Source organism: Streptomyces sp. NPDC021080, assembly GCF_044333225.1.
In the GTDB taxonomy this organism is placed as follows: Bacteria; Actinomycetota; Actinomycetes; order Streptomycetales; family Streptomycetaceae; genus Streptomyces.
In genome coordinates this window covers 207,831-221,566 of record NZ_JBIRQM010000016.1, presented here as the reverse complement: position 1 = coordinate 221,566, position 13,736 = coordinate 207,831, and the positions used below count along the sequence as shown (strand labels likewise).

The following is a 13,736-nucleotide window of genomic DNA, read 5'->3' as shown; positions in this document are numbered from 1 at the left end:
GCTCAGCCCAGCCGTTCGATCAGATGGTCGCCGACGCGCAGGGCGTTGGCGATGGCGGTCAGCGAGGGGTTGACCGCGCCGATGCTGGGGAAGAACGACGTGTCCACGACGTAGAGGTTGTCCAGGTCGTGGGCCTTGCAGTTGACGTCCAGGGCCGAGCTCGCGGGGTCCGTTCCGAAGCGCACCGTGCCGGCCTGGTGGGCCGTCGCCCCGATCGGCATCCCCTTGTGCAGATAGATGCTGTGGTTCAGCAGCCGGTGCGGATGCATCCCCAACTGCCCCAGCATTCCCTGCAACTTGTGCTGGAGCCGTTTCAGGCCGGCGATGTTGTTCTTCTCGTCCAGGGCGAGGTGGATGCCGCCGTCCTTGTCGAGGGTGACCCGGCTCTCGGGCAGGGGCAGGTCCTCCCCGCACAGCCAGAAGTCGACGGCGTGGTGGGCGAGGACCTCGAACGGCATGTCGGGGGAGACCTTGCCGGCCCAGCGCGGCGCCTCGCCGTGGATCTGGTCGGCGTCCGACTTGCCGAGCATCTGGATGCCGCCGAGCGGGAACTCCCAGTCGTCCGCGCCGAAGTACCAGTCGTTGAGGGCCATGGTCTTCTGGAACTTGGTGGGGTTCGGCTCCTTCGACACGGCCATCAACGCCAGGTTGTTGTGGCGCATGTAGTTGCGGCCCACGACGTCGGAGCTGTTGGCCAGGCCCGCGGGGTGCCGGTCGTTGGCCGAACGCAGCAGCAGCACCGCGGAGTTCACCGCGCCGCAGGCGACCACCACGATGTCCGCGGTGAACGTCTCGGTGGTCCCGTCCTCCAGGTCGGCGACCACACCGGTGACCGACCGGCCGGCCTCGTCCGTCTCCAGTCGGCGGACGTCGGCGTGGGTCACCATCGTGACGTCGGGGTGTTCGAGCGCGGGGTCGACGCACACCACCTGCGCGTCGGACTTCGCGCCCAGCAGACACGGGAATCCGTCGACCCGGTCGCAGCGGATGCAGGGACTCGCGTGCGTCGCCTGCCCGTCGGCGTCCTGCAGCAGGTTCACGCCGATCGGCAGGTGGAAGGGGTGCAGCCCCTGCTTCTCCAGGTCGTCGCTGAGCTGCTGGATCCGCGGCTCGTGCTCGACCGGTGGGTAGGCGTACTGGCCGCTGACCGGGCCCTCGGTGAAGTCCTCGCCGTGCCGGCCGTGCACGCGGTAGAGGTGTTCGGCCTGCGTGTAGTACGGCTCCAGGTCCTCGTAGCCGATCGGCCAGGCCGGGGACAGCCCGTCGTGGTGGCGCACTTCGCCGAAGTCACCGGGGCGCAGCCGGAACAGCGCGGCACCGTAGAACTTGGTGTTGCCGCCGACGTAGTAGTTGACCTCCGGCGGGAACTCGTTGCCGTGCTTGTCGTACCAGAACTCCGGTGCGCGGTAGCGGCCCTGGACGAAGACGGCGGTGGAGTCCCAGTTGTCCCGTTCCCTGGGCAGGTAACCGCCGCGTTCGAGGATCAGTACGCGTTTGCCGCTGGGTGCCAGGCGATGTGCGAGGGTGCCGCCGCCCGCTCCGGTGCCGATGACAATGACGTCGTAGTGCTGGTCGCCGGTCATGAAACGCCCCGTCCGTGGAATCGTTGGCCTTCTCTGTCCGGATATCGCCCCCACAGCTGGAATCGCTCAAAAGCTCCCATCGGATCGGATACGAATGCGAATACGATTTTATCGGGCGCTTCCACCCCCAGCACTCTGGCGAACAGCTGCCGGGGAGAGGGCTCACCCCTGCTCCTGACAGCACATACCACCCGTTCACCCGACGCTGTGCAGAGCGGCTTCCGCCCGGTCGACGATCGACTGACGGGAGTTCTCGGCGTCGACGGTCAGACCCGGCTCGTCCGGGCGCAGCGGCTCCAACTCGGCGTACTGGGAGTCCACCAGGGCGGCGGGCATGAAGTGTCCGCTGCGCCGCGCAACCCTCCGGCGGGCCGCCGCCTCGTCGAGTGAGAGGTGCAGCAGCCATACGCCGGCCCCCGCCCCGCGGAACATCTGCCGGTACCGGTACCTGAGTGCCGAGCAGGCCACGACCCCACCGGTCCGGGACGCCGCCGCCTGCCCGATCCACTCGCTGATGGCCGCCAGCCAGGGCCCGCGGTCCTCCTCGGTGAGCGGCCGGCCGGCGGCCATCTTGGCGCGGTTCGCCGCCGGGTGGAGATCGTCCGCCTCCAGGAAGGGCACCCCGAGTCGCTCGGCCAGCAGGATCCCCGTCGAGGACTTCCCGCACTCCGACACCCCCATGACCACGACGATCGCGGGTTCCTGAGAGGAGTTGCCCATACGGACCCCTCACAGAACGGCGATCGGGTTGACGGGGGAGCCGGTGGCGTCCGGCAGCCGCAGCGGGGCCACGACGCAGAAGAACGACCAGCGCCCCTCGGCCGCGCAGACCGGCACCAGATCCTCGAACTGCAGATAGTCGAGCAGGTGAAGGCCCATCGCGTGCATCGCCAGCACGTGCACCGGAAAATCGACGCCTTCGACCGCACTGGGCGCGGTGTCGTTGTTGCCGTCGCCGCCCAGGACCGCGACCCGGCGCTCCGCGAGGAACTCCAGCGCGTCCGGGTGCAGACCGGCCCGGGCCTCCGCGGTGTGCCAGGGACCCGCCTCGGCCCGGCGCTTTCGGTGGCCCACCCGTACGAACAGCAGGTCGCCCTCACCGACCCGGGTGCCCTGGGACTTCTCGGCGGCAGCGAGGTCGTCGGCGCTCACGTGTTCCCCGGGCTCGAGCCAGGGCACGCCGTGCAGCCGGGGGATGTCCAGCAGCACGCCACGGCCGGCGATCCCGTCCGCGAGCGCCCCGACCGTCAGCGCCGTCGCGCCGGCCTCCGTGACACTGCTCGCGTCCACGCCGCCGTGCAGGGTGCCGCGGTAGATCACGTGGCACAGGGCGTCGAGGTGGCTGTCGGTGTCCCCGTGCACGTTCATCGCGAAGCTGTCCCTCGCGAAGTGCAGCCCCTGGTCGTCGGACGCGTCGGACCAGGCGCGCATCGTGTGCCGGGCGGGCTCCGGGCTGTCGGGACCCGTCGACGTCTCCACGGGCGCTGCCAGGGTGACCGTCCTGCCGGTCCGTATCTCCTGTGCCGCCGCCGTCACCCGGTCCGGTGTCAACGCGGCCAGTGCACCCCGCGCACCGGCCGCCCACGAGGCGCCGGACGCCAGGCGCCGGTACAGGGCGTCGAACCCGGCCGTGGTCAGCCGGGGCGTCTCCACGCGGGAGTCGCGGGTGGCCACGTCTCAGCGCCCGTGCTCTGCGTCGAGTGCGTCGTCGAGCGTGCTCGCGGCCATGATGAGTGCCAGGTGGGTGAACGCCTGGGGGAAGTTGCCCAGTTGCTCACCGCTCGGACCGATCTCCTCGGAGAACAGGCCCACATGGTTGGCGTACGTCTGCATCTTCTCGAAGGTGTACCGGGCCTGCTCCAGCCGTCCCGCCCGCGCCAGGGCGTCGACGTACAGGAAGGTGCACAGGCTGAAGGTGCCTTCCGAGCCGCGCAGGCCGTCCGGGGACGCGGCGGGGTCGTAGCGGTAGACGAGGCTGTCGGAGACGAGCGTGCGGTCCATGGCGTCCAGCGTGGACAGCCACCGCGGATCCCTGGGGCTCAGGAACCCCACCCTCGGCATCAGCAGCAGCGAGGCGTCCAGCACGTCACCGTCGTAGTGCTGGACGAAGGCGCCTTCCTTGTCGCTCCAGCCGCGGTCCATGATCTGTTCGAAGACGGCGTCGCGGGCGGCGCGCCACGTGTCGATGTCGGCCGGCCTGCGCCAGTGGTCGGCCAGGGCCAGTCCGTGGTCGAACGCCGCCCAGCACATCACCCGGCTGTAGGTGAAGTCCTGGCGCCCGCCGCGGGTCTCCCAGATCCCCTCGTCCGGCCGGTCCCAGTGCTCCGCCAGCCAGTCCAGCGTCCTGGCGAAGGTCTGCCACCCCTCGTAGGTGGACTGCTGCCCGATCTCGCGGCCCTGGGACAGGGCGTAGACGGCCTCGCCGTAGATGTCGAGCTGGAGCTGGTCGGCGGCGCCGTTGCCGATGCGCACCGGCGCGGACCCGCGGTAGCCCTCGAAGTGTTCGAGGCTCTCCTCGGGCAGGTCGGGGCTGCCGTCGATGCGGTACATCGTCTGCAGCGGTTCGTCCTCCTTGCCCTCGCGCTCGCGCAGCCGCTCGACCAGCCAGTGCACGAAGGCCGTGGCCTCCTCGGCGAAGCCGAGGTCGAGCATGGCCCGCACCGACAGGGAGCCGTCGCGGATCCAGGTGAACCGGTAGTCCCAGTTGCGTTCCCCGCCCACCTGCTCGGGCAGGCCCATGGTCGCCGCCGCCACCAGCGCGCCGGTCGGCGCGTAGGTCAGCAGTTTCAGGGTGATCACCGAGCGGTGCACCAGCTCCGGCCAGCGGCCCCGGTAGCGGGACTGCCGGAGCCACGCGTGCCAGAAGCGGGTGACCTCGTCGAGCTGCGTGTGGACGGCGTCGATGGTGAGGGGTTCGGGGGAGTCGCCGCCCGGGGCGCAGACGGTGAACGCCGCGCCGGCGCTCTGCCCCGCGTCCAGACGGACGGTGCCGCGCACGTCCGCGCCGTCCGCTTCCAGCGGGAACGTCGCCCGCAGGAACGCCTCCGTGCCCGGCGCGCTGAACCTGGCACCGCTCCCGTCGACGTCGAGCCGGTGCTCGGCGCGGCCGTAGTCGAAGCGCGGCCGGCACTCCAGGGTGAACTCGACGGTTCCCCGCACCGCCCGTACCAGACGGAAGAGCCGGTGGCGGTCGGTCGGTGTACGGGTCGGGTCGGGAGGCATGAAGTCGACGACCTCACCCACTCCGTCCGGCGACATGAACCGGGTCACCAGGATCGCCGTGTCCGGGTAGTAGAGCTGCTTGCACGTGAGATCGGGATGCTCGGGAGCGATGCGGAAATACCCGCCGCCGTCGTGGTCGAGCAGGGCGGCGAAGATGCTGGGCGAATCGAAGCGGGGCGCCGCGAACCAGTCGACCACGCCCTGGGAGGAGACGAGCGCAGCGGTCTGCAGATCGCCGACGAGGCCGTGGTCGGCGATAGGAGGGTAGCGGTCCATCCGGTCACTCCACTGTCTCCCCGAGCAACCCCCCTTTGCGCTTCCGTTTCCACTATCCGTCCGCGGACGCGGCGTCGCCACACACCGCCACGACGGTGAATCACCGGACATCGCTGCTACTTTTTGTGCTCGATCCATCACCGAAAGTGCACGCCGGCCATGGTCCACAGCACCCGGCCCCACCGCCGGCCGAGCTGGGAGACTGGCCTTGGACTTGATCCACGTTCGACTGGTGAGCCCGCCCGACCTCACGCCCCACGCCGTCGAGCTGCTGTCCGACGACCGTTGTGTGTTCAACCTCGTGCTCTCCGGCGAGGCCCGCAATCCGGCGGGCGACGCCATCCAGTGCGACGTGCTGGCCGGAGACGCGAGCACGGTACTGCGCGGCCTGCGCGCCCTTCAGATCGATTCCCGCGGATCCATCGTCATCGAACCCGTCGACACGGCCTTCTCCGACAAGGCCGCCGAGGCCGAACAGCGCCGGCTGGGGCCGCTGGCCCACACCCCGGTGTGGGAAGAGGTCGAAGCACGCATCCGCGCCGAGGGCACCTACGTCCCCAGCTTCTACCTCTACCTCGTGATCGCCGGGGTCATCGGGGCGGTCGGCATCCTGTCCAACTCGCAGATCCTGATCGTCGCGGCGATGGTCGTGGGGCCCGAGTACGGCGCCATCACGAGCGTCGCGCTGGGCATCGACCGCCGCAACGGAGCCAGAGTCCGCCAGGGACTGTTCGCCCTGACCGCCGGATTCACGCTGGCGGTCCTGGTGACGTTCCTGTTCTCCCGGGCGGTCAGAGGCATGGGCCTCACACCGAAACTCTTCGGGCTGGGCATCAGACCGGTCACCACGCTGATCGACACCCCGGGCTTCTTCTCCGCGGTCGTCGCGGTACTGGCCGGAATCGTCGGGATCGTCTCCCTGACGCAGGCCAGGACGAGTGCCCTGCTCGGCGTCTTCATCTCGGTCACCACCATCCCGGCCGCCGCCGACATGGGAGTGGCCCTCGCCTATTCCAGCTGGAGCGAGGCACGCGGCTCGTTCTTCCAACTGCTGCTCAACATCGTGCTGCTGATCGTCGTCGGCGTCGTGACGCTCAGGTTCCAGCGAGCCGTGTGGCGGCGGATCGGCCTGCGCAGCCGGGCGTCGACCACCTGACGCACCACCGCTCCGGCGCCACTGCTCCGGCGGCTTCCCGAGAGAAGGACTGTTCGTGACGACGGATGACGTGCTCACCGGCGTGGCCCTGATCATGGTCTTCGCCGTCGGATCACAGTTGCTGGCCAGTGTCCTGCGCATCCCCTCACTGATCGTCATGCTCCCGGTCGGGTTCGCGGCCGGAGCGCTGATCGACGACGTCAACCCCCAGCAACTGCTCGGCGCGGCCTTCTCCCCGCTGGTGTCCCTGGGCGTCGCCGTGATCCTCTACGACGCCGGCCTCGGCCTGGACCTGGGCAGGTTCAGGGGCCACAACCGCAGGGTCGTCACCCGCCTGATCTGGCTCGGCGTCCCCGCCACCTGCCTGCTCGGCACCGCGCTCGCCATTCCGCTGCTCGGCATGTCCCAGCAGGCGGCCATCACGCTGGGTGCCGTCCTGGTGGTGTCGGGACCCACCGTGGTGGGGCCTCTGCTCAGCATCGTCCGCCCCAAGGACCGCCTCCAGCACATCCTCGTGTGGGAAGGGTCCCTCATCGACCCCGTCGGCGGCATCCTCGGCGCCGTCGTCTTCCACGCCGTCGACGCCAGCACCCAGCCCACGGCATCCCGCGGAATCGCACACTTCGCGGCCAGTGTGGGCACGGGAGTGGCCGGAGGTGTGGTCGGGGCGGCCGCGCTGTGGGCACTGTTCCATGTGGTGCGGCCCGGCGAGGTGCTCGGCACCACGGCCCAACTGGCCGCCGTGATCGGGGTGGCGGCCGGCTGCGACATCCTGCGCGACGACTCGGGACTCATCGCCGCCGTGCTGATGGGTCTGTCGGTGGCCAACATCTCCCGCATCGACATCCCCGTCCGCCGCCAGTTCTTCGAGACGCTGGTCAGTCTCATCATCGGGCTGCTCTTCACATCGATCTCGGCAACGGTCACCCCCGCGTCGCTCAACCATGTGGCACTGCCCGCGCTCGCGTTGGCGGCCTTCCTGGTCGTCGTCGTCCGGCCCCTCGTCGTCGCGATGTGCACCTTCGGCACCGACCTGTCCCGGGGCGAGCGATGTTTCATCGGGTGGATGGCGCCACGCGGGATCGTCGCAGCCGCCACCGCCTCCACCTTCACATCGGCGCTGGTCGCCCATCACATCGACGGTGCGGCCAAGATCCTTCCGGCGACCTTCGTCGTCATCGTCGCCACCGTCACCCTCTACGGACTCACGGCGGCCCCCGTGGCCCGGCTGCTGCGGGTGAAGCGCCCGTCCCGTTCACGCCCTCTTCTGGTCGGCGGCGACCCCTGGGTCCTCGACCTCGGCGCGACCCTGAGATCCACCGGGATGGAGGTGCTGATGTGGGCCGGACGGGACGAGCAACGCGACCACATCCAGGACGCCGGGCTCAAGATCGCGCCGGGCGCCATGCTGGGCAACGCCACCGGATCCGGCGCCGAGCTGGAAGGAATCACCGGCGTGTTCCTCCTCACCGACGAGGACGACTTCAACGCCCTGGCGACCGCGATTCTGCACGGCGGTGTCGAAGGACCGGTCCTGCGCGTGGGCGCGGCACAGGGCAGCCATGGAGTGGTGGATCCCTACCGCAGCGGCGAGATCCTCTTCGGGCCGCACCTGACGGGCCCCGCACTCGCCCGCAGACACCAGGAAGGCAGCACCATCGTGGCGGTCCCAGCCGGTGACGGCGTCCCCGCCGACAGCGACCTGCTGTTCGTGGTGCGCCCGGGCCACCGGCTGGAGCCCGTCACCGAGGACAACACACCGCGTTCCGATCCGGGGGACACCCTGGTCCTGCTGGCCCCGGCCGTCGACGGCCGACCGCCACGGGAGAGGGTTCCGTGAACTCCACCCGCATGGCGGGTGCTCTCCCCCCACCCACCTGCCTGCCGGTCGCCCTCTCACACCTGCGCGCGGGGCCGACGCGAACCACGGCGTGCCCAGGGCGCATCCGCTTCATCCGTCGGAGCTTTCCGAGTTGCCGCCCGACCGAGCCCGTGTGGTGATTGCCGGAGGAAGAAGACCTGACTGCCGCGGGTGGTTGGGCTACAGACGCTGTTGGAGGACCGGATGGCGAGGCGACCGGCCCAGGCGGCTCCCGCTGCGGGAGGTCGCGGTGGCGTCCTGAAGATCGTCGCCACGTTGGCCGTGGTGCTCGTCGGGCAGGCCTTGCTGGCGTTGTGCCTGGTCAGCGCCCAACAGCTGCTGGTGCCACGGAACATGCCCTTCGGCGTTTCCGGACCGCCCTCCCCCGTGGTCGCCGAGGTGGCCTCCCGAGCCGGACTGGACCTGATCTCCTACCCGAACACGTCGGCGGTCATGGAGGCGGCGCACCGGGGCGAGCTGTACGGCGCGTACCTCAGCACGGGTCCGTCCGACACCCTGGTCGTGGTCCCGGCCAAGAGCTTCTTCGCCCAGACCGAGCTGGAGCCGGCGTTCGTGGCCGCGGCACACAAGCTGCACCGGCCCGTCACCGTCCGGCAGGTCGCGCCCCTCGCCTCCAGCGACCCGGTCGGCGCGGTGACGTCGTTGCTGCTGCTGCCCCTGCTGATCGGCGGCTATCTGGCCGCCGTCCTCGTCTTCAAGGCAGCTCACGGGGTCGCCGCCGCGCCGTGGCGGGCGGTCATCCTGATCGGGTACGCCCTGGTGGGCGCGCTGCTGACCGATCTGATCGCCGGACTGGGGATCGGCGCGTACTCCAGCAGCCACTTCTGGCCCCTGCTGCCGTGCTTCTGGCTCATCACCTCGGCCGTGGCGCTGGCGGCCGCCGCGGTACAGGCGCTGGTGGGCAAGTGGGGCACGCTCCTGGTGGCGCTGCTGTTCATCGCCATCGGCGGTCCGCCGGCAGGGGGACTGGGCACGTACCTGCTGCCGGTCTACTGGCGCAACATCGGAGTGATCCTCCCGCCGCAGAGCGCGGTCACCCTGGTCAACCACGTGCTCTACTTCGACGGGAACGACATCTCGACCCCGCTGGTCGTGCTGTTCCTGTACGCCGCTGCCGGAACGGCCGTCATCGCCTGGTTCGGCCGCATCCGTCCCGCCAGGGCGGCCGCCGCGGCAGGCGGTGCGGAGACCCCGTCGCCCCCCGGCGAAGCGGCGAGCGCTCCGGGCCGCCGCCGTGCCGCGATCGGGATGCTCGTCGCGCTGGGCATCTGCGCCGTCATGCAGTGCCTGTTCGCCACCACCTACATGAGCGCCGGGCACGCCCCCAAGGCCTCCGACATGCCGTTCGGCGCGGTCGGCTCGTCGCCCGTCCTGACCGAGGCCCAGAAGAAGATCTCCCTGAAGGTCACTCGGTACCCGGACGAGAGTGCGGCGAAGTCCGCCATGGACCAGGCCCGCATCTTCGGTGCACTGGTCTCGTCGGGCGGGACGAACACCTTGATCGTGGTGCCGTCCATGAGCGACCTGGCGCCCCTCGACCTCGCGGTCCGGTTCGAGGAGGCGGCCCGCGGCACCGGGCAGAAACTGAAGGTCGAGCAGTACGCGCCGCTTCCGCTGGTGCCCAAGGACCCGTTCGGACTGGTCCAGGCACTCATGCTCGTTCCGCTGCTCATCGGCGGATACATGTCCTCCACCCTGCTCATGACCGCCACCGGCAAGGCGGCCGGCCGCTGGCGAGCCGCCCAGCTCGCCGGGTTCGCCGTCGTCAGCGGTCTGGTCATCGACCTGATCGTCTGCTACTGGCTCCAGGGATTCCCCAGCAGCAAGTTCTGGATCACCTGGCCCGTCGCCTCACTGATCGTCGCCGTGGTCGCCTTCGTCGCCGCGGTCCTGCAGAAGCTGCTGGGGCCCATCGGCACCCTCGTGACGGTCATCGTGGTCATCCTGCTGGGCAACCCGTCCTCCGGCGGTGCGAGCGGGGTGCCGTACCTGCCCGCGTTCTGGCGTGACATCGGGCCCTATCTGCCGCCCCGCAACGGCTACATCCTGCTGCACCGCACCATCTACTTCGACGGCCACGGAACCAGCCAGGCACTGATCAACCTGCTCGTCTATCTCGTCGTCGCCGCGGCCGTCCTCATCGTGCTCGACCTGCGTCACACCGAGGCGGACGTGCCCGCCGACGCCACCGAGGGCGCGGCCGTGTCCGTCCCGATCGGAGCCGTGCCGTGAGCACGGGGGCGGGATCAGGTGGTTTTGGTCCGGTCCCAGTGCCAGTCTCCGGTGCCCGAGTCCCCTACCTTGACGGGGTTGTCGAAGTCGGCGCCGGTGGAGGTGAAGGTCCACAGGGCGGAGGGGCGGCGCGGACGCAGCCGGAATCGGGGCGCACTCGTCGGTGTTGCGCCCAGGGCCTCTTCTCCGGTCGGCGCCGGGTCGACTTCCTTTCGACGGGGTGTCGGTGCCGCGCGCCGCCTGACGGCCCGGAGCCGCACCGGTCGCGTGTGGCGGCGCCGCAGGCGCTCTGTCGGCATGCGGGGCGGCGGGTGTGTACTGGGGGCTTGCCGCATCGAGGGGGAAGCATGCCGCGAACGCCGGATCCGGGAGCACCCGAGTCGGCGCACGAGGAGGAGCCCTGGCTGGACAGTCGCGAGGTCGCCGAGCTGTGGCCGGTGCGTGAGGACTGGCTGCCGGGCACCGCCGGTCGTGCGGACGTCCGCGTCCGCCGGTACGGCGGGGAGAGCCGGGGCACGTACGGGGCGGCGCCGACCTATTACTCCTATCACCCCGGGGACGTGCGACGGGCCGCGACGGCCATCGCCGAAGGCGGCGTCGACATCCCGTCGGTCTGGCGCACCGACACTCCCGACGGCCGGCGGGCGGAGTACTGGAGCAGATTCCGGTTCCGCCTCACCTGCGCGGTCGTCCTGGCCTGGGCCCTTATCCTCCTGGGGCTGGCGGTCTACGCCATGGTGACCTGAACCCTGAGCCGGCGGGCAGCGGGTCCGGGCCGGCCGCCCGCGCCCTCGACCTCGTCGGCACAGCGGTACCCGGTGACCGCTCGGAGGGCTACGCCTCCAGCGTCACCCACGCCCCCGACTCCGCCGAGCGTGTCATCGCGTCCAGTGCCGTCGCGCTGCGGACCGCGTCCACCAGTGTGGCGCCGTAGGGCCTGTCGTCGGCGATGGAGCGCAGGAAGGCGTGCGCCTCGATGACCTTGAGGTCGTCGTAGCCCATGCTGTTCGCCGCGCCGGGCTGGAAGGACGCGTAGTCCCCGGCACCCGGACCTACGTACACGGTGCCGACCGGCTGGTCCTGGTACGTGGTGCCCCGGCTGACGCCGAGTTCGCCCATCCGGCGGAAGTCCCAGAACAGCGCGCCCCTGGTTCCGTGGACCTCGAACCCGTAGCTGTTCTGCTCGCCCACCGAGACGCGGCACGCCTCCAGGACGCCGCGCGCACCGGAGGCGAAGCGCAGCAGGCAGTTGACGTAGTCCTCGTTCTCCACGGGCGCCGGCTCGCCGCCCGCCGCGCGCGTGTGGCCCGCGGTCGCGCCTGCCGGCCGGGGCCGCAGCGGTACGAAGACCGCGGTGTCCGCCGCCAGCGCCTCGATCTCGCCCACCAGGAAACGGGCCAGGTCGACGCCGTGCGAGGCCAGGTCGCCGAGGACGCCGCTGCCGCCCCGCTCCCGCTCGTAGCGCCACGTCAGCGCACCCTCCGGATGGGCCGCGTAGTCGCTGAAGAGGCGGATGCGTACGTGCGTCACCTCGCCGATGCCGCCGGAGGCGATCAGCTCGCGGGCCGCCACGACCGCCGGTGCGCCCCGGTAGTTGAAGCCGACCGTGCCCCGGACTCCGGCCTCGGCCACCGCGCCCGACACCGCCCGGGCGTCGTCGGCGGTCAGTCCCACCGGCTTCTCGATCCAGATGTGCTTGCCGGCCGCGGCCATGGCCACGCCGATCTCACGGTGCAGGAAGTTCGGCGCGGTGATGCTCACGGCCTCGACGCGCGGATCGGCGGCGATCTCCCGCCAGTCCCGGACGGCGGTGGCGAAGCCGTACCGCGCGGCGGCCTTCTCGGCCCGGCCGGGCACCTCGTCGGCGACGACGACAGGTTCGGGACGCAGGGCGAGTTCCGGGAAGTGGTGGAGGACGCGAGCGTACGCCTGCGTGTGCACCCGCCCCATCCAGCCGAACCCCACGACAGCGACACCGAGCGCACGCACCACGATCGCCTCCTCGGCACCGGACCGGATCCGGACGGATCCGGCTCGCGACCAGGCTACGGCGAAGCGGGCCGCCCTCAGCGGGCGAGCGACGCCCGTTGTTCCAGGACCCGCAGTGCCCGCTCCGCCCAGTCGATGATCGCCTGCTCGAAGGCGCGGCCTCCCAGGAGCGTGAGATACGGGCCGACGCGCTCCGCCCCGGCCAGGTACTCGTCCTCGGTGCGCCCGTCGAGCAGGCGTGCGCCGATCCGTTCGTAGTGCGCCAGCTTGGCGCGCGACCACTCCAGGCGCTCGGCGATCGCCGTCCGGACGGCGTCGGCGTCCCCCATGTCGAGTGCGTACACCTTGACCATCAGCTCGTCGCGGATCGCGGTGGGCTTCGCGGGCCCCGCGGTGAAGGAGGCCAGTGCTTCGAGCCCTGCCGTGGTCAGTGAGAAGACCCGCTTGTTGGGCCGGCGCTCCTGCTGGACGACCCGGGCCTCGATCAGCCCTTCGGACTCCATCCGGTCGAGTTCCCGGTAGAGCTGCTGCGGGGTCGCCATCCAGAAGTTGGCCACCGAGGCGTCGAACCCCTTGGCCAGGTCGTACCCCGACGCCTCGCCCTCCAGGAGCGAGGCCAGTACCGCGTTGCGCAATGCCATCCCGCAAGGCTAGACGCCCCGCACGCACAGGACTAATCTCATCCACACCTAATCAATTAATTGACTAAGAGAGGCGGGCGCAATGAACTCCTTCCGCAAGGCCGTGGAGGCCGGAGACCTCGCCGCGGTCGAGGAGCTGCTGGCCGACGACGTCGTGTTCACCAGCCCGGTCGCCTTCAAGCCGTACCCGGGCAAGCCGATCACCGCCGCCATCCTGCGCGGCGTCTGGCGTGTCTTCAGCGACTTCCGCTACGTCCGTGAGATCGACGGCGCCGACGGCCGCGACCACGCGCTCGTCTTCACGGCCAAGGTGGGCGACAAGGAGATCAACGGCTGCGACTTCCTGCACTTCGACGAGGACGGCCGCATCGACGAACTCATGGTGATGGTCCGCCCGTTGTCGGCGGCGCAGGCGCTCTCCGAGGCCATGGGGGCCCAGTTCGAGCAGATCTCCCGGGAGGCCGCCGGCGCGTAAAGGCCGTGCCTTGCGCTGTTTGAACCGACTCCTTCCGGCTACACGCCTGTTGTGACGACGACGCCATCACAGCAGGAGCTCTTCCGGTACTTGGAGGACCGCTTCGAGTGCGCCCGGGCCTGTGCCGAATGCGCCAGGACCTCCACGCTGCGCGCGAGCCTCATGGATCCGGACGGGCCGAAACGGCAGGAGACCGCGCGGCGTTCGGGCGTTCTGTGCGCGGAGGTCTGCGAGGCGACCTGCCATGTGCTGTCCCGTCACCCGGGGCTGAGCGACCGGG

Annotated in this window: 11 protein-coding genes; 5 read left to right on the top strand and 6 right to left on the bottom strand. The window is 70.5% G+C overall.

Annotated elements, in window-relative coordinates:
* Positions 1-2: 2 nt before the first annotated feature.
* The 4 genes from ACH4S8_RS34150 to ACH4S8_RS34135 all read right to left on the bottom strand — a co-directional run bounded on the left by ACH4S8_RS34150 (position 3) and on the right by ACH4S8_RS34135 (position 5,081).
* On the bottom strand, positions 3-1,583 hold the full coding sequence (locus tag ACH4S8_RS34150) for a GMC oxidoreductase (protein ID WP_398401079.1): 1,581 nt from the start codon (positions 1,581-1,583) through the stop codon (positions 3-5).
* A gap of 195 nt (positions 1,584-1,778) precedes the next feature.
* Entirely contained in the window at positions 1,779-2,303 is a 525-nt protein-coding gene (locus ACH4S8_RS34145) for a gluconokinase (protein ID WP_398401077.1), read from the bottom strand.
* A gap of 9 nt (positions 2,304-2,312) precedes the next feature.
* Positions 2,313-3,257: a cyclase family protein gene (locus ACH4S8_RS34140; protein WP_398401075.1), complete on the bottom strand. Its 945-nt coding sequence runs from the start codon at positions 3,255-3,257 to the stop codon at positions 2,313-2,315.
* Between the two features lie 3 nt (positions 3,258-3,260).
* Positions 3,261-5,081, bottom strand: a complete 1,821-nt coding sequence (locus ACH4S8_RS34135) for a glycoside hydrolase family 15 protein (protein ID WP_398401073.1) — start codon at positions 5,079-5,081, stop codon at positions 3,261-3,263.
* A 208-nt stretch (positions 5,082-5,289) separates the two neighbouring features.
* On the opposite strand from ACH4S8_RS34135, the gene ACH4S8_RS34130 reads away from it, so the two are divergent.
* The 4 genes from ACH4S8_RS34130 to ACH4S8_RS34115 all read left to right on the top strand — a co-directional run bounded on the left by ACH4S8_RS34130 (position 5,290) and on the right by ACH4S8_RS34115 (position 11,097).
* Positions 5,290-6,237, top strand: a complete 948-nt coding sequence (locus ACH4S8_RS34130; RefSeq protein WP_398401071.1) for a DUF389 domain-containing protein — start codon at positions 5,290-5,292, stop codon at positions 6,235-6,237.
* Between the two features lie 55 nt (positions 6,238-6,292).
* Positions 6,293-8,077, top strand: a complete 1,785-nt coding sequence (locus ACH4S8_RS34125) for a cation:proton antiporter (protein WP_398401069.1) — start codon at positions 6,293-6,295, stop codon at positions 8,075-8,077.
* Between the two features lie 225 nt (positions 8,078-8,302).
* Positions 8,303-10,351, top strand: coding sequence for a hypothetical protein (locus tag ACH4S8_RS34120; RefSeq protein ID WP_398401067.1), 2,049 nt, complete (start codon positions 8,303-8,305; stop codon positions 10,349-10,351).
* A gap of 347 nt (positions 10,352-10,698) precedes the next feature.
* The gene (locus ACH4S8_RS34115) at positions 10,699-11,097 is read left to right on the top strand and encodes a hypothetical protein (protein ID WP_398401065.1); all 399 of its coding nucleotides are present in this window, start codon (positions 10,699-10,701) and stop codon (positions 11,095-11,097) included.
* A gap of 88 nt (positions 11,098-11,185) precedes the next feature.
* Here ACH4S8_RS34115 and ACH4S8_RS34110 read toward each other — a convergent pair whose 3' ends face one another.
* Positions 11,186-12,343, bottom strand: a complete 1,158-nt coding sequence (locus ACH4S8_RS34110) for a Gfo/Idh/MocA family protein (RefSeq protein WP_398401063.1) — start codon at positions 12,341-12,343, stop codon at positions 11,186-11,188.
* Between the two features lie 74 nt (positions 12,344-12,417).
* The gene (locus ACH4S8_RS34105; protein WP_398401061.1) at positions 12,418-12,981 is read right to left on the bottom strand and encodes a PadR family transcriptional regulator; all 564 of its coding nucleotides are present in this window, start codon (positions 12,979-12,981) and stop codon (positions 12,418-12,420) included.
* Between the two features lie 82 nt (positions 12,982-13,063).
* Here ACH4S8_RS34105 and ACH4S8_RS34100 point away from each other — a divergent pair, with 82 nt between their 5' ends.
* Positions 13,064-13,456, top strand: a complete 393-nt coding sequence (locus tag ACH4S8_RS34100) for a nuclear transport factor 2 family protein (RefSeq protein WP_398401059.1) — start codon at positions 13,064-13,066, stop codon at positions 13,454-13,456.
* Positions 13,457-13,736 lie beyond the last annotated feature (280 nt).

What these genes read in the sequence shown, in the direction of transcription:
- ACH4S8_RS34150 (WP_398401079.1), bottom strand. Translation starts at nt 1,583, where the DNA reads ATGACCGGCGACCAGCACTACGACGTCATTGTCATCGGCACCGGAGCG.
- ACH4S8_RS34145 (WP_398401077.1), bottom strand. Translation starts at nt 2,303, where the DNA reads ATGGGCAACTCCTCTCAGGAACCCGCGATCGTCGTGGTCATGGGGGTG.
- ACH4S8_RS34135 (WP_398401073.1), bottom strand. Translation starts at nt 5,081, where the DNA reads ATGGACCGCTACCCTCCTATCGCCGACCACGGCCTCGTCGGCGATCTG.
- ACH4S8_RS34120 (WP_398401067.1), top strand. Translation starts at nt 8,303, where the DNA reads ATGGCGAGGCGACCGGCCCAGGCGGCTCCCGCTGCGGGAGGTCGCGGT.
- ACH4S8_RS34115 (WP_398401065.1), top strand. Translation starts at nt 10,699, where the DNA reads ATGCCGCGAACGCCGGATCCGGGAGCACCCGAGTCGGCGCACGAGGAG.
- ACH4S8_RS34105 (WP_398401061.1), bottom strand. Translation starts at nt 12,981, where the DNA reads ATGGCATTGCGCAACGCGGTACTGGCCTCGCTCCTGGAGGGCGAGGCG.
- ACH4S8_RS34100 (WP_398401059.1), top strand. Translation starts at nt 13,064, where the DNA reads ATGAACTCCTTCCGCAAGGCCGTGGAGGCCGGAGACCTCGCCGCGGTC.